Annotated in this window: 12 protein-coding genes; 1 reads left to right on the plus strand and 11 read right to left on the minus strand. The window is 72.0% G+C overall.

Going from position 1 to position 15,628, the window contains the following annotated elements; genetic code table 11:
• Positions 1 to 23: 23 nt before the first annotated feature.
• From V4F39_RS13315 to V4F39_RS13335, 5 genes are all read right to left on the minus strand, one after another.
• Positions 24 to 1,367 (minus strand): TolC family protein, encoded by a 1,344-nt coding sequence (locus tag V4F39_RS13315; RefSeq protein ID WP_332289981.1) that lies wholly within the window; start codon positions 1,365 to 1,367, stop codon positions 24 to 26.
• Positions 1,367 to 2,665, minus strand: a complete 1,299-nt coding sequence (locus V4F39_RS13320) for an HlyD family type I secretion periplasmic adaptor subunit (protein ID WP_332289983.1) — start codon at positions 2,663 to 2,665, stop codon at positions 1,367 to 1,369. The genes V4F39_RS13315 and V4F39_RS13320 overlap by 1 nt, the downstream gene beginning before the upstream one ends.
• Complete coding sequence (locus tag V4F39_RS13325) at positions 2,662 to 4,815, minus strand: type I secretion system permease/ATPase (protein WP_332289984.1); 2,154 nt, start codon at positions 4,813 to 4,815, stop codon at positions 2,662 to 2,664. The genes V4F39_RS13320 and V4F39_RS13325 overlap by 4 nt, the downstream gene beginning before the upstream one ends.
• A 77-nt stretch (positions 4,816 to 4,892) precedes the next feature.
• Positions 4,893 to 5,522, minus strand: a complete 630-nt coding sequence (locus V4F39_RS13330; RefSeq protein ID WP_332289985.1) for a PEP-CTERM sorting domain-containing protein — start codon at positions 5,520 to 5,522, stop codon at positions 4,893 to 4,895.
• Positions 5,523 to 5,629: 107 nt separating this feature from the next.
• Positions 5,630 to 8,299 carry an SdrD B-like domain-containing protein gene (locus tag V4F39_RS13335; protein WP_332289986.1) on the minus strand — a complete coding sequence of 890 codons (2,670 nt, stop codon included), beginning with the start codon at positions 8,297 to 8,299 and terminating at the stop codon, positions 5,630 to 5,632.
• Between V4F39_RS13335 and V4F39_RS13340 the strand changes: the two genes are divergently transcribed.
• Positions 8,298 to 8,513, plus strand: a complete 216-nt coding sequence (locus V4F39_RS13340; RefSeq protein ID WP_332289987.1) for a hypothetical protein — start codon at positions 8,298 to 8,300, stop codon at positions 8,511 to 8,513. The genes V4F39_RS13335 and V4F39_RS13340 overlap by 2 nt on opposite strands.
• Before the next feature lie 79 nt (positions 8,514 to 8,592).
• On the opposite strand, the gene V4F39_RS13345 is transcribed toward V4F39_RS13340, so the two are convergent.
• The 6 genes from V4F39_RS13345 to lnt form a co-directional block, all read right to left on the minus strand.
• Entirely contained in the window at positions 8,593 to 9,456 is an 864-nt protein-coding gene (locus V4F39_RS13345) for a M48 family metallopeptidase (RefSeq protein ID WP_378234949.1), read from the minus strand.
• A 114-nt stretch (positions 9,457 to 9,570) separates the two neighbouring features.
• Positions 9,571 to 10,323, minus strand: a complete 753-nt coding sequence (locus tag V4F39_RS13350; protein WP_332289990.1) for a lysophospholipid acyltransferase family protein — start codon at positions 10,321 to 10,323, stop codon at positions 9,571 to 9,573.
• Positions 10,323 to 10,991 (minus strand): D-glycero-beta-D-manno-heptose 1,7-bisphosphate 7-phosphatase, encoded by a 669-nt coding sequence (gene gmhB, locus V4F39_RS13355; RefSeq protein WP_332290559.1) that lies wholly within the window; start codon positions 10,989 to 10,991, stop codon positions 10,323 to 10,325. Before gmhB ends, V4F39_RS13350 begins: the two co-directional genes overlap by 1 nt.
• Positions 10,992 to 11,010: 19 nt before the next feature.
• Entirely contained in the window at positions 11,011 to 13,122 is a 2,112-nt protein-coding gene (gene glyS / locus V4F39_RS13360; protein ID WP_332289992.1) for a glycine--tRNA ligase subunit beta, read from the minus strand.
• Positions 13,122 to 14,054 (minus strand): glycine--tRNA ligase subunit alpha, encoded by a 933-nt coding sequence (gene glyQ / locus V4F39_RS13365; RefSeq protein WP_332289994.1) that lies wholly within the window; start codon positions 14,052 to 14,054, stop codon positions 13,122 to 13,124. The genes glyS and glyQ overlap by 1 nt, the downstream gene beginning before the upstream one ends.
• A gap of 33 nt (positions 14,055 to 14,087) precedes the next feature.
• Positions 14,088 to 15,623 (minus strand): apolipoprotein N-acyltransferase, encoded by a 1,536-nt coding sequence (lnt, locus tag V4F39_RS13370; protein ID WP_332289995.1) that lies wholly within the window; start codon positions 15,621 to 15,623, stop codon positions 14,088 to 14,090.
• Positions 15,624 to 15,628 lie beyond the last annotated feature (5 nt).

The raw sequence follows: 15,628 nt of genomic DNA on the forward strand, positions 1-15,628 counted from the left end.
CTGCCGGCCAACCCCCCGCCGGCCTACGGCACCGCGGCGATGCCCAGGACCTCGGCCAGCCCGCCGCCCAGCACCTGCAGGCGCCAGTGCGCGGCGGCCAGGCGCCAGGCGTTGTCGACCTCGCGTTGCTGGACGCCGTAGCGGCGGTCCCGCTGTTCGATGAGCTGCATCAGGCTGCGGCGGCCAGCGTCGTACTGCAGCTCGCCGGCCCGCACGACGGCGTCGAGGTGCTCGCGCTGGCGCGCCAGCTGCGGCGCCGCGTCGGCAGCCTGCCGCGCCCGTTGCCACAGCGCCGCCACCTCGGCTTGCACCGTATCGCCGATCCGCCGCAGCTCGGCCTCGGCCACGTCGGCGCGGTGCCGGGCTTCGTCGCGGCGCGCCCCGGCCCCCCCGCCCAGCGGCACCTCGTAGGTGATCGACACCGCCCAGCCCCGTTGCTGCGTGCTGGAGGGGGCCGGCGTCGTCCGGTCGGACAGGCTCTTGCGCAACTCCAGGTCCACGCGGGGCAGGTACTCCGGCGCCACGGCGGCCACCCGCGCACGCGCCGCAGCGGCCCTGGCCTCGGCGGCCCGCCACTGCGCATTGCGCGCCTGCGCACGCTGCCCCCACGACACGAGCGTGCCCTCGGGCCCCAAGGCCGGCTTCGGGTCCATCACCACCAGTGCGTCGGCAGGGTCCGCCGGGCCCTCGCCCATCAGCACACGCAACTGGGTCCGCGCAGCGGCCTCGTCGGCGGCGACGGCCTCCGATGCCACGCGCGCGTCGATCAGCGACGCCTCGGCGAGCTGGGCATCGGCGTCGGAGCCCTTGCCGAGCGCCGCCTGCCGCCCCACACGGCGGGCCAGGTCCTCGATCTCTGCCAGCCGCTGGCGCGCATGGCCGGCCAGCCGCTGCTGGCGCAACAGCTCAAGGTACGCCTGGCCCACGCGCTCGCAGGCCTCGTCGAGTGCTCGCTGCCAGTCGGCTCCGGCAGCCGCCGCCTCGGCCGCCAGCGCGTCGATCTGCGTGCGGTCGGCCAGGCCGTTGAAGAGGTTCCAGCGCAGGAAGGCCTCGCTGCGCCGCGTGCTGCGCTCGACGACGGTGGGCGGATCGAGGTCGGTGCTGCGGCCGAAGTTCGCGCTGAGGCCGGCGCTTGGCCACAGGCGGGAACGGGCCTGCCGCCCCTGGGCATCGACAGCCTCGGCCAGGGCGCGCGCGCCACGCAGCTGCGGGTCGTGGGCCAGCGCGCGGTCGATCGCCTCGCGCAGGCCGAGGGGCGCGGCGTCGCCGGCCCAGGCAGCCGCACCGCCCAGCGCGAGCATCGCGGCGAAGCACCAGCCGGCGATGCGAAGGGCCTTGTCCACGGGGATGCGGCAGCGCGTCGCCATCAACGCTCCTGAAGCGCCGCGTCCAGCGTCTTCAGCAAGGGCTTGAGCAGGTACTGCATGACCGTGCGCCGGCCGGTCAGGATGCTCGCATCGGTGGGCATGCCCGGCGACAGCACGAGCCGCCGGCCCTCGTGCGCCAGGTGATCGCGCGCGCTGCGCAGCTGCACCTCGAAGTAGGGTTGCTTGTTCTCGTCGAGCAGCACGTCGGCGCCGACCCGCTCGACCTCGCCGTCGAGCGTTCCGTAGATGGACGCATCGAACGCCGCCACGCGCACCGTCGCCTGCTGGCCCACGTGGATGAAGCCGATGTCCGAGGGCTTCACGCGGGCGCTGATGCGCAGCGCCGGTTCGCTGGGCACGATCTCGAGGATGGCCGCGCCGGGCGCCGCGACGCCGCCCTGCGTGGGGATCAGCACACGGTTGACCACGCCGTCCATCGGCGACACCAGCTCGCGCCGCGCGAGCTTGTCCGCGCGCCCCGCGACCGCCGTCTCCAGCGCGGCGAGCTTGCCCTCGATCTCGGTGCGCTGCTGGCTCCATTGCGCCCTGGCCCTCGCCTGCACGCCGATGCCCTGGGCACGGGCCTCCGCCAGTGCCGCCTGCAGCCGGGGCAGCGATTCGCGCAGCGCGGCCAGCTCGCCGTTCTGCTGCAACCAGCGCTGGCGGGCCGCGAGGTAGTCGGCGCGCGCACCGGCGCCTTCCTGGTAGAGGTGCTCCTCGATCTGCAGCGACTCCCTCGCCGCCGCTTCGCCGGGCTCGAGCGCCTGGATGCGCGCCCGCGCTTCCGCCAGCTCGCCCGCGTGGCGGCGCACGCCCTCGGCCGATGCCGCCTCCGCGGCCTGGTACTCGCGCCGCGCCTCCCACCAGAGGCGGCGCTCCTCGCGCACGACCGCGGGCGCCTCGGCCTCCAGCGCACCGAACGCCGGCTCGTGCCCGCCGAGCAGCGCGTCGATGCGGATGCGCGCGGCCTGCAGCGCACGCTGGTTCTCGCGGCTCTCGCCGAGATCGGCGTCGTACTGGACACGGTCGAGCTGCACCAGCGGCTGGCCACGCAGCACCTTGTCGCCAGGCTGCACCCGCAGCGCCCGGACGATGCCGCCCTCCAGGCTCTGCACCTCCTGCACGCGGCTGGGCGCGACGACCGCGCCGCGCGCCGTCACCGCGACGTCGATGTGCGCGAGCATCATCCACGCCAGGGCCACGGCCCCGAACAGCACGATCAACCCGACCATCACCACCGCCAGCCGGCGCGGCCCCGCATCGAGGTCCGCCGCATCGTCGACCCGCGCGACCGTCATGCCGCCGCCTTGCCCGGGCCCGCGGCCCCGCTCTGCGCCAGCGCGCGCAGCACCTCGTCACGCGGGCCGTCGGCCACCACGCGGCCGCGGTCCAGCACCACGAGCCGATCGACCAGCGGCAGCATCGCCATGCGGTGCGTGACGAGCAGCAGCGTCGTGCCCTCCAGCAGGCGCAGCTGGCCGATCAGGCGCTGCTCGGTGGCCGGGTCCATCATGCTGCTGGGCTCGTCGAGCAGCAGCACGGGCGGCCGCGTCAGCAGCGCCCGCGCGATCGCCACGGCCTGGCGCTGCCCGCCCGACAACAGCTCGCCGCGTTCGCCCACGGGCGTCGCCAGGCCCGCGGGGAGCTGCGCCAGCGTCTCATCGAGGCAGGCGCTGCGCACCGCGGCCAGCAGCGCCGCATCGCCGCCGTTGGTGCGGCCGAGCTCGATGTTCTCGCGCACGCTGCCGTGGAACAGGGTGACGTCCTGCGGCACGTAGCCGAGTTGCCGGCGCAGGCTCAGCGGGTCGAGCTGCGTGGTCACCAGGTCGTCGACGAGCACGCTGCCGCTGCTGGCCGCATGCAGGTTGACCAGCAGCTTCAGCAGCGTGCTCTTGCCCGATCCCAGCTTGCCGATGAAGCCGACCCGCTCGCCGGGCCGCACGCGCAGGTTCAGCCGGTCGAGCAGCAGCGGGCGGTTCGGGTAGCCGAAGCTGACCTCGCGGAACTCGATGCGTCCTTCCAGCGGCGGGGCCTGCAGCGCCGGGCCCTCGCCGTCGTCGGTCGGCGCGGCCATCACCTGGTCGATCGCGCCCATCGCCAAGCGGGTCTGCTGCCAGCGTACGACGAGGCCGGCCACCTGCCCCACCGGCGCCAGCGCGCGCCCGGACAACAGCGTCACGCCGATGAGCTGGCCCATCGTCAGCGCCTGCTCGCCGATCATCACCGCGCCCAGCACCACCAGCAGGATGCTGGTCAGCATCACCACCGAGGCCGACGCATAGGTACCGAACGACACCAGTTCGCGCGTGTGCAGGCTCTGGCGGGCGATGGCCACGGTGAGCTGCTCCCACTTGCGCCGGCTCCACGCTTCCGCGCCCAGGGCCTTGACGGTGTCGAGGCCGTTCATCGTCTCGAACAGGTGGGCCGTGCGCTGGGCGCTCTGCTGCGCGGACGCGGCGACGTGCCGGGCGAGCGGCTTCTGCAGCGCCCACGCGAGCAGCAGCATCGCCGGGATCGCCGCCAACGGCACCAGCACGAGCCAGCCGCCGATCAGCCCGATCATCAGCAGGAAGAGCAGCACGAATGGCAGGTCGCCCAGCACGGCCAGCGTGCTCGACGCGAAGAACTCGCGCACCGCCTCGAAATCCCGGACCACGTTGGCCAGCACGCCGCCCGATGCGGGCCGGCTCGCTGCGCGCAGCCGCAGGCAGCGGGCGAAGATGGCGGCCGACAGCGCGATGTCCATCCGCCGCGCGGCGGATTCCACCAGCGCGCCGCGCAGCACCTTCATCCCCAGCTCGAAGCCCACCAGCAGCAGGGCGGCCAGCGCCAGCACCCAGAGGCTGTCGAGCGCGTTGTTGGGCACGACGCGGTCGTACACCGCCATCGAGAAGAAAGGGATCAGCGCGCCGAACACGTTGAGCGCCAGCGTGCCGAGCAGCGCCCACTGGAAGATCCAGCGGTTGCGGCCGAACACATCCCAGAACCAGCGCTGCGCGGCCGGCAGCGTGTAGAGCAGGCTGCGCTGGTCGAAGAAGAGCGCGGGGCGCACCGCCTGCCACCGGGCGCCCGGGCATTCGGCGTCGAGCGCGGCACGGTCCAGGCAGCGGGTGCCGTCGATGCCGGGCAGGTGGCATTCGAAGCGATCGCCCTCGCGCTGGAGCACGACCAGCACAGCGCCCTGCCGGCCGGTGAGCAACGCAGGCAGCATGGCAGGGCGCACATCGGCCGCGGACAACGGCGAGAGCGCGAGCCCCGCGCGTGCGCAGCAGGCGGCCAGGCCATCGGGGTCGAGCCGGGTGCCGGCCGGCCATCCGCCGGACAACGCCTGGTGATCGCCCGCGGTGCCGAAGAACCGGGCGAGGAAGACGACGGCCTCCAGCAGCAGGTCGGACGGCGGGTCGAGCCGTTCGACCGCCGGCACGGCGGCAAGAGAGGGGGTGCTCATGGGGAAGGGGGCCGGGAAGGCCGCGCAACGCAAGGCCCGGCGCGGCGCTCCGCCTGCGCCGGGCCGTTCCGGCCTGCTTACTCGTCGTTGCGCCAGCGGCGGCGCGACAGGAAGGCCACCGCCCCCACCCCGGCCAGCATCAATGCGTAGGTCTCGGGCTCGGGCACCATCGATGCCTGCAGCACGTCCTGGTAGCCGTCGGTGCGCCACGCGGTCAGCGTGTAGACCTGGGACACCGTTCCGCTGGCGCGCACGGTGTCGAGCATCTGCGTGGCGGCCGCCTTGGCGTCGAGCGGCATCTTGACGGCCGAGACCGCCGGGCCGTCCACCAGCTCCCACAGCGCGAGCTGGAAGGCCACCGCCTGCGTGACCCCGCTGGTGACGCTGCCGTAGAAGCGGTCGTACAGCTCCTGCACGTCGGCCGAGGCGGCGTACACGGAAGCGCTGTACTGCGCCGACGTGGTCGGGACATCGATGGCGGCCTGCAGGCAGTACGCCAGGAAGCTGCCCCCCGTGGTCAGGTTCAGCACCTCCTTCAGCCCGGCGGACTGGACGCTGTCGAAGCCGTCCACGTCGACCGTCCTCTCGAAGGGCAGGCCGCCGCTGACATAGGCACGGTTCGTCTGGAGCAGGTCGGCCTGGGCGCCCGATGCAGCGGCCGCCACGGCCAGGGCGACCAGGGTCTTGGACTTGGAAAGGGATCTCATCGTATGTTCCTGTGGATCTGAACGGGAGGACGGACAGGGCCGCGCCCCGCCACCGCGGCCTCCCCGACCGCGGTGGCGTTGCCTGCCGGCCGCGGCCGGTGAAGGGATCAGCAGACGGCGGAGAGCCCGGCGTCTGCGTGTTTCATCGCCGCGGCCAGCGCACGCAGCGCCTCGGTCTCGGCGGCGGCGGAGACCGCCTCCAGCGGCGCGCCGGCCACGTCGGGGGCGGCCCCGAAGGCCTGGTCGAGCAGCGTGTCGTCGCTGCCGAGCAGCGCCTGCAGCGTGGGCAGGGGTGCCGCATCGTCGCCCTCGAGCGCGAGGTTGAAGTACACGTCGACCATGTCGATGGAGGAACCGTCGGTGCGCGTGGCGCTGCTGGCTTCGCCGAGGACGTTGCCGAGCTGGTTGACCGCCTGGTCGGTGTAGGCCGTGTCGAGGCTCGCGATGCCGGCCTCGGCCAGCGTGCGCAGTTCGCCGGCGTCGGTGGCATGGTTGCCGTTGCCGTCCTGCCAGACCAGCAGCTTCGCGAAGTCGGCGTCGTTGGCGTCCAGCACGCCATCGTGGTTGCTGCCGTAGGTGGCGAGCTTCGCGAAGCCCTCTCCCTTGTCGCCGCCGAACAGTTCGCCGATGCCGTCGATGCAGCCGTTGCCGTTGGCATCGACGGCGAGGAACGCATCGCCGGCCGAGATCCAGCCCGACTGCACCGCGCGGCCGGTGCCCAGCAGGTCGAAGCTGCCGCGGCTGTCGATCAGCGCGGTGGTCTGGATGCCGTTGCCGTCGAGGTCGAGCACGATCGGGCTGTACAGCTGGTAGCAGCTGGTATCGCCGATCGACACCTTCTTGGCCGGCTCGCAGACCGACACATCCTTGCTGTACGTGCTGAGGGTGAGCGAGAAGTTCTCCCAGGCGGCTTCCTTGTAGCCGCTGCTCATCACGCGGCGGTCGACATGGACCTGCTCCTGCCAGGCATCGACCCAGAAGTTGCCGGAACTGGTCTGCCCCGCCTTGACGGTGACGTAGAAGCCGCCCGAGGCACCGACGATGTTGTCCGCCGTGTCGTACAGCGCGTAGTCCCAGCGCTGGTCGGCGGGGCCGGTCGCCTTCTGCAGGCGGCCGTTGGCGTCGTAGTACTGGTTGTCGTAGTAGGTGAAGCGGCCGTAGCGGTCGTAGCCGGTGCAGTAGCCGCCCGCGGCGATCTGCTGGTTGCCGGCCCAGGTGGTGGTGCGGCCGGCGCTGCCGTCGCTGGCGCTGACCCAGAACGTGGTGTCGGTCTTCACCGCGAAGTCGAGCTGCACCCTGTAGGCGCCGTAGCTGCCCTCGTAGAGCGTATCGCAGCCGACGATCTTGGCGCAGGGCACGGCCGGCTTGCACAGCAGGCCGGCATCGATCGTCATGTTCGACTGGCCGGCCGACAGGGTGACGACCTGCGATGCGCCGTTCGCGTCGGCGTCGGAATCGAGGCTGTCGTTGCTGCCGGCGTCCCGCTGGGTGAACGCATAGCCGTTCCTGGCGCCGAAGATGACCTGGTACTGGCCGGCGGCGAGGCCGTTGAAGCTGTAGTAGCCGCCGCTGTTGGTGGTGGTCGTGGCGCCGACGTCGTCGTCGGTGCCGAAGACGCCGTCGCGCCCCGCGCCCTTCAGCGTGACCGTCACGCCCGACACGCCGGCCTCGCCGCTGTCCTGCCGGCCGTTGCCGTTGCTGTCATACCAGACGCGGTCGCCCAGGCAGGCGCTGCCCTTGACGAGGCCGGCGTCCACGGTCATGTTCGATTGCCCGGCGGCCAGCGTGACGACCTGCGAGGCGCCGGTCACGCCATTGGCGTCGGAGTCGTGGGCGTCGTCGGTGCCGATGTTCTGGGTGGTGAAGTCGTAGCCGGCCTTGCCGCCGAAGGTCACCTGGTACTGGCCCGCGGCGAGGCCGTCGAAGCGGTAGTAGCCGCCGGCGTCGGTCGTGGTGGTGGCGGTGACGTCGTCACCGGTGCCGAAGCTGCCGTCGGCGCCCGCGCCCAGCAGGTCGACGCGCACGCCGGCGGCGCCGGCTTCGCCCGTGCCCTGCCGGCCATCGCCGTTGGTGTCGTACCAGACACGGTCGCCCAGGCTGGCGGTCGGCACCTCGAAGGTGATGTAGTTGGGCGTGGCATCGAGGTCGACGGCGTTGCAGCCTTCCGTGCCGCCGTCGTCGCGCACCTGGAAGCCGAAGGCGACGCTGCCGGCGCTCTGCGACCAGGGACGGAACACCAGGGCACCGCTGCGGATGTCGCCGACGGCGACCTCGGTCCCGGCCGCCACCGGGCTGCCGTTGAGCAGCAGCCAGCCGGCCGCCGGCAGGCTGCTGATCACCACCGATTCGAAGCCGTTGCGTTCCACGGGATCCTCGAAGCCGAAGTCGCCCTCGGTCAGGACGTAGTCGAGGCCGTCGGTGAGCGCGATCGACTTGTCCGCGCCTTCGGGTGCGTCGTTCACCGGTTCGACGATCACCTGCAGCTCGAGGTTGACCGTGTTCTGGCCGTCGTTGATGACGAGCATCAGGGTATCGAAGCTGCCGAACCAGTCGGGCATGTTGCTGGCGGTGATCCGCACCGTGTCGCCGTCGACCAGAGAGAACAGCGTCGTCGGCGCCGGCACGTAGTTGCCGCTGGCATCCCGGACATGCGCCTCGACGATGCGCGAGCCGGTGCCGGGCGTGTACCCCACCTCCTGCAGCAGCGCGGGGATGTCGAACTCCCCGTCGGTGTCCTCGCAGACACGAACCACGTTGTTGAACGTCGGACTGGCCATGGAAATTCCTCCTGCGGTTTGTGGTTACGCCGCAGCAGGCCCCTGGAAACGCTCAGGGGGTTGGCTTACGGGGCAAGAAATTGCCGCCTCGAACTGCGACGTGCATCAATTCTCATGCACCAAATTGCCGAATAAAAGAACAAAAACAGAGTTCATTTTGGTTTCAAAATCTCACAAATTGGCTTTTTATCGTTTTCTGGTCAACCGAACGTGATTGATCTCACAGAGCGAGCGTGTGCTCACATCGCCGATGGCTCGAAGCCGTCCGCGCACCCCCCCTCACCTGGAGGGGGTCAGTCGAACGATGGGAGCAGGGTGGATTTGAGGGGGTGGCGCGCCGCCTCGTAATCGGGCAGCACGGTGCTCACGACACGCCAGAACGCCGGCGAGTGGTTCATCTCGACCAGGTGCGCCAGCTCATGCACCACCACGTAGTCGATGGTGGCCATCGAGAAGTGGACGAGCCGCCAGTTCAGGCGGATCGATCGGTCGGCGCTGGCGCTGCCCCAGCGTGTGGCCGCCGAGCTGAGCAATAGCCGCCGCACCTGGACGCCCAGGCGCGGGGCGAAGTGCGCGCAGCGTTCCTCGAAGATCCGGCGGGCCTGGCGCTGCAGCCAGCTCTGCACCGCATCGCGGATCTGCTCCGGGCCGGCCGGCTGCGGCAGGCCGATGTGCAGACGGGCGTCAGCCCCGCCGGCACCTGGCTGCAGCACGGCACCGGTGGTGTGCACGTCCAGCACCACGCGCACGGTGCCGCCGAGAAAGGGAAACGCGCTGCCGTCGCGCCACTCGATCCGCATGGCGAGTTGCTGGTGCGCACGCTCGCGCTGCTCCTGCAGCTTGCGCAGCACCCACGGCGCCTTGGTGTGCAGCGCCGCCTCGACGTCACCCTGGCGGACCCAGCGCGGCGCACTCACCGTCAGCCCCTCCGCACTCACCACGAAGCCGATGCTGCGTCGGCGCGCGCGCCGCAGGGCGTAGCCGACGACATGGCCGCCGAGCACCAGCTCGTGCGTGGCGGACGGATGGCGGAATACGGCGGGCGCCAGCCCCGCAGCCGCTGGCGCGTCGGCGCGGCGTGGCGCCGCGTCCTCGGCACCGCCGGGGTCGAACAGCGCGAGCTGCCCTTCCGGCGGCGCGCCTGGGTTCACCGGCAACCTTCGCCCTGACGGGCTGCGGCGCGAGCGCGTGCGGACAGCCGGGCGGCGTTCACCGGACAACCCTCCGCACTGCGTGCTCCGGGATGAGCGCTTGGGGGCGGCCCGGCGCGCTCATGCCGCGGTGTCCGGATAGGCCTGCGGATCGAGGCGGCGCATCTCGGCCTCGATCCAGGTTTCCACTTCCCGCATCAGCTCATCGGGCCGGCGGCCCACCGACGGGATAGGCCGGCCGATGGAGACCTCGATCAGCCCGGGCCGCAGCACGAAGCTCTTGCGCGGCCAGCAGCGCGCCGACGTCACCGCGATGGGCACCACCGGCACGCCGGCCGTCACGGCCAGCCGGGTGGCGCCGTTCTTGTATTCGCCGCGCTCGCCGCGGGCGACACGCGTGCCCTCCGGGAACATGATCACCCACACGCCGCGGGCGAGCAGCGCGCGCCCCTGCTCGACGACACGCGCCCAGGCCTGCGTGCGGCGGCTGCGGTCGATGTGGATCATGTCGAGCCGCGCCATCGCCCAGCCGAAGAACGGGATGTAGAGCAGCTCCCGCTTGAACACGTAGGCCAGCGGGTGCGCCATCAGCGCGGGGAAGGCGAAGGTCTCCCAGGTCGACTGGTGCTTGGGGCACAGGATCAGCGGCGCCAGCCGATCGGCCGACGGCAGGTGCTCCATGCCCTGCACGCGGTAGCGCACGCCGCAGAGGACCCGCGCGCCGAAGACCGACAGGCGCAGGAAGGACGCGCAGATCCAGTACAGCCGGTCGCCGCGGATGAAGATCGAGGCCAGCAGCGCGACGATCGCGATCGGGACGACGGTCAGCGTCATCCACAGGAAGAACAGCGCGGAGCGCAGGACGGAGAGCATCAGGCGAGCCCCATCGGGCCGGAGTCGAGGTCGATGGCGTCACCGCCCGCGCCGCGCAGCAGGTGGTCGGCGAAGGCGGCGAGATCGGGGTGCACCCGGGTCTCGGGCGCCGCGGCGAGCCAGCTGGCGAGCGACGCGTCGTCCAGCGACGCGGCCCGCCCCGACCGGACGAGGTGCGGCGGGCAGCCGGCGGCGTGCGCGGCTTCCAGGTCGCGCGGGTTGTCGCAGACCATCGGCACGGCGCCCAGGTCGACGCCGTAGCGGTGGCCCACCTGCTTCATCAGCCCGGGCAGCGGCTTGCGGCAATCGCAGCGGTCCTCCGGCACGTGCGGGCAGAAAAACACCGCATCGATGCGCCCGCCCCGCGCCATCAGCAGCTTCATCATGTGCGCATGCACCGCGTTCAGCGAGGCCATGTCGATCATGCCGCGGCCGATGCCCGACTGGTTGGTCGCCACCACCGTGTGCCAGCCGGCATGGTTCAGCCGGGCCACCGCCTCGAGCGCGCCGGGGATCGGCGACCACTCCTCGGGCGCCTTGACGTGGTCGTCCCGGAAATGGTTGAGGATGCCGTCGCGGCCGAGGATGATGAGCTTGGGCGGTGTCATGGCGCGGAGTATCCGGAGCCGGAGCCCTTCGCGCCAGGCCGGACGGCCGCGCCGCCGCAGGAGGACGGGTGGATGCCGCTCACTGCGCCGCGAGCCTCGACAGGTCGGCCACGCGGTTCATCGCCACGTGCAGCGCTGCCAGCAGCGCCAGGCGGTTGGCCCGCAGCGCGGCGTCGTCGGCGTTGACCATCACGCCGTCGAAGAAGGCATCGACCGGCGCCTTGAGCGCGGCCAGGGCCTTCAGCGAGCCGGTGTAGTCGCCCGCGTCGAACAGCGCGTCGGCCTGCGGCTGCACGGCCGCCAGCGCGGCGCCGAGCTGCTGCTCGGCCGGCTCGCGCAGCAGCGCGGCATCGACCGCCGCGGCCGGGGCCGCATCGCTCTTCTTCAGGATGTTGGCGATGCGCTTGTTGGCGGCCGCGAGGGAGGCCGATTCGGGCAGCGCCGAGAACGCGCGCACGGCCTGCAGGCGTTGGGCGACCTCGGCCAGTCGCTGCGGCCGCAGCGACACGACGGCATCGACCTCCTGGGCGCCGTAGCCCTGCTCGCGCAGCTGGCCGGCCAGGCGGTCGTAGACGAAGTCGGCCAGCGCCGCGCTCGGGTCTTGGATCAGCCCGCCGAACACCGGCACCGCGGCCTGCACCAGCGCGTCGACGCCGACCGGCAGCGCCCGCTCGGTCAGCATGCGGATCAGGCCGAGCGCGTGGCGCCGCAGCGCGAATGGGTCCTTGTCGCCGGTGGGCAGCTGGCCGATGCCGAACAGGCCGACCAGGGTTTCCAGCTTGTCGGCCAGTGCGACGACCACGCCGGCCGGGTTGCGCGGCAGCTCGTCGCCGGCGAAGCGGGGCTTGTAGTGGTCTTCGACGGCCTCGGCGACCACGTCGCCCTCGCCGTCGTGGCGGGCGTAGTAGCCGCCCATGATGCCCTGCAGCTCGGGGAACTCGCCGACCATGTCGGTCAGCAGGTCGGCCTTGGCCAGCAGCGCGGCGCGGTCGGCCTGCGCAGCCAGTTCACCACCGCCCAGCGCAGCCGCAATCGCGCGGGCGATGGCGCGCACGCGCTCCACCCGCTCGCCCTGCGTGCCCAGCTTGCCGTGGTAGACCACCTTGGCCAGCCCTTCCACGCGCGAAGCCAGCGTCTTCTTGCGGTCCTGGTCGAAGAAGAACTTGGCGTCGGCCAGGCGCGGGCGCACCACGCGCTCGTTGCCGCTGGTCACGGCGCTGGCGTCTTCGGGGCGGATGTTGCTGACGATCAGGAAGCGGTCGGTCAGCCTGCCGGCGGCGTCGAGCAGCGGGAAGTACTTCTGGTTCGCCTTCATCGTGAGGATGAGGCACTCCTGCGGCACGTCGAGGAATTCGCGCTCGAAGCGGCAGACCAGCACGTTGGGCCGCTCGACCAGCGCCGTCACTTCGTCGAGCAGCGCATCGTCGTCGATCGGCTTCAGGCCCTCGCGGCCGGCGGCGGCCTGGAGCTGGCGCACCAGTTCGGCACGGCGGGCGTCGAAGCTGGCGATCACGGCGCCGTCGTGCGCCAGCGCTTCGGCGTAGGCATCGGCGTCGGCCAGCTCGATCAGCGGCTTGGCCGCCTCGAAGCGGTGGCCGTGCGTGGTGCGGCCGGCCTGCAGGCCGAGCGTCGAGATCGGCACCACGTCGGCACCGTGCAGCGCGACCAGGCCGTGCGCCGGCCGTACGAACTTCACGTTGTGCCAGCCGTCGGCCAGCTGGTAGGTCATCACCTTGGGGATCGGCAGCTTGGCCAGCGCCTCGTCGAGCGCCTTCTGCAGCCCTTCGGCGAGGGACACGCCGGGCACCACGGTGTCGAGGAACAGCGCCTCGGCCTTGCCGTCGGGCTTGCGTTGCAGCGAGGGCACGGCCGACGCGTCGGCGCCGAGCGCGGCCAGCTTCTTCAGCAGCGCGGGCGTCGGCTGGCCCGAGGCGTCGAGCGCCACCGCCACCGGCATCAGCTTCTGCTGCAGCGGCTTGTCGGCGGCCTTGGCGGCCACGCCGGCCACGTGCACCGCCAGCCGGCGGGGCGAGGCGTACGGCGTCACCGCCGCGCCGGCCGCGGCCAGGCCCTGCCCGCGCAGGCTGTCGGCCAGCGTGCCGGCGAACGATTCGCCCAGCTTCCTCAGCGCCTTGGGCGGCAGTTCCTCGACGAAGAGTTCGACGAGCAGGTTCTTCACATCGGCGACCATCACGCGGCCTTCTTCGCTTGTTGTTCGATCTGGGCGACCACTTCGTCGGCCCAGTCGCGGGGCGCCATCGGGAAGCCCAGGCGCGCCCGGCTGGCCAGGTAGGCCGCAGCCACGGCGCGCGCCAGGTTGCGGATACGGCCGATGTAGGCCGCGCGCTCGGTCACGCTGATCGCGCCCCGCGCATCCAGCAGATTGAAGGTGTGCGCGGCCTTCAGCACCTGCTCGTAGGCCGGCAGCGCGAGCTGCTGCGCCATCAGGTGCTTGGCGTTGCCTTCGTGCGCGCCGAACGCCTGCAGCAGGAACTCGACGTTGCTGTGCTCGAAGTTGTAGGTGCTCTGCTCGACCTCGTTCTGGTGGAACACGTCGCCGTAACTCAGGCCGGGCGCGTAGACCAGGTCGTACACGTTCTCCACGCCCTGCAGGTACATCGCGAGGCGCTCCAGGCCATAGGTGATCTCGCCGGTGATCGGCCGGCAGTCGATGCCGCCCACCTGCTGGAAGTAGGTGAACTGCGTCACCTCCATGCCGTTCAGCCAGACCTCCCAGCCTAGGCCCCAGGCGCCAAGCGTGGGGTTCTCCCAGTCATCCTCGACGAAGCGCACGTCGTTCTTCTTCAGGTCGAAGCCCAGCGCTTCCAGCGAGCCGAGGTACAGCTCCAGGATGTTGGCCGGCGCCGGCTTCAGGACCACCTGGTACTGGTAGTAGTGCTGCAGGCGGTTCGGGTTCTGGCCGTAGCGGCCGTCCTTGGGGCGGCGGCTGGGCTGCACGTAGGCGGCCTTCCAGGGCTCGGGGCCCAGCGCGCGCAGGAACGTGGCGGTGTGGCTGGTGCCCGCACCCACCTCCATGTCGTAGGGCTGCAGCAGCGCGCAGCCCTGCGCGTCCCAGTAGGACTGCAGGCGGAGGATGATCTGCTGGAACGTCAGCGTACTCATGAAGGCACTCGGATGCGCGGAAAACCGGCGAGTTTACGAGGCGGTACGTGTGCCGGCCCGCCGCCTCGCCCCGAACGCCGCCGCGGCGACCACGGCCCCGCCGGCCGCCAGCAGCGGCCACAGGCCGAAGCGCGACGCCCAGGCGGCGAACGGCGTCAGGCCCTGCCGGCCCTCGACCTCGTGCGCCAGCACGCCCCGGGTGAACGGCGGCAGCTCGGCCAGCACCCGGGCCCGGTGGTCGATGAAGGCGGTCGCGCCGGTGTTGGTGGCGCGCAGCATCGGCCGCTGCAGCTCCAGCGTGCGCATCCGCGAGATGTGCAGATGCTGCGCCACCGCGATGGTGTCGCCGAACCAGCCGATGTTGCTCACGTTGGCGAAGATCGACGGCGCCGCCGCCGGGTCGGTGAAGCGCCGGGCCAGTTCCTCGCCGAACAGGTCTTCGTAGCAGATGTTGGGCGCCACCCGCTCGCCGCGAACCTCGAAGGAAGGGGCCGCGAGCGGCCCCCGGTTGAAGTCGCCGAGCGGGATGTTCATCATCGCGACGAACCAGCGGAAGCCGGCCGGGATGAACTCGCCGAACGGCACGAGGTGGTGCTTGTCGTAGCGGTAGAAGCCGCCCGGCAGGCCGGCGGCGCCGGCCGAGATGCCGGCCACCGAGTTGGTGTAGCCCTCCTCGAAGCTGCCGAGCGGCAGGCCGATGAGGGCCGCGCGATCGCCCCCGGCGAAGGGCGCCACCAGCGCCCGCCAGCCCTCCTCGCCGAGTTGCGACGGCAGCAGCGGCACCGCGGTTTCGGGCGCGATCACCAGGTCGCCGCCCGCGGCATGCAGGGCCTGGCCCAGCCAGGCCAGCGCTTCGGGCAGGTGCTCGACCGCGAACTTCTCGTCCTGCGCGACGTTGGTCTGCACCAGCGTGACGGCCAGCCGCTGCGTGGGCCGGCTGAACTCCCGCTGCGCCAGCGGCGCGGCGGCCACCACGGCGACGGCCAGCGCCGACCATCCGGCCCGGGCGATCGGCGTGCGCGCCGGAGCGGCCAGCAGCGCCGCAGCCCCGGCGGCCACCGCGCCGATGCCGTAGACGCCGATCCACGGCGCCAGGGCCGCCAGCGGCCCGTCGATCTGCGCATAGCCTGCCGCGATCCACGGAAAGCCGGTGAAGAGCACGCCCCGCGCCAGCTCGGCCAGCAGCCAGCACGCGGCGAAGAGCGCCGCATCGGCCAGCGGACGCCCGCTGCGCAGCCCCGCGAAGACGGCCATCGCCAGCGCGAGGTACAGCGACAGCCCGCCCGACAGCGCCAGCACCGCCGCGACCGCCATCGGCGCCGGCAGGCCGCCGTACACGTGCATGCTGATATAGAGCCACCACGTGCCCGCCGCCAGCCAGCCGGTGCCGAACGCCCAGCCCAGCAACGCGGCGCGGCGCGGCGGCACCCGCTGCACGGCGGAGGCCAGCAGCACCAGCAATGCGATGGAGGCCCACCAGCCGGCCGTGTGGACGAAGGGAAGGCTGAAGAGCGCACCGCTCGCCAGGGCGGCCAGCGCTGCCGCCCAGCCCGGGATGCGCGCAATCATCGGCG

Origin of the sequence: Aquincola agrisoli (genome assembly GCF_036621135.1) — a bacterium.
GTDB lineage: Bacteria > Pseudomonadota > Gammaproteobacteria > Burkholderiales > Burkholderiaceae_C > Aquincola > Aquincola agrisoli.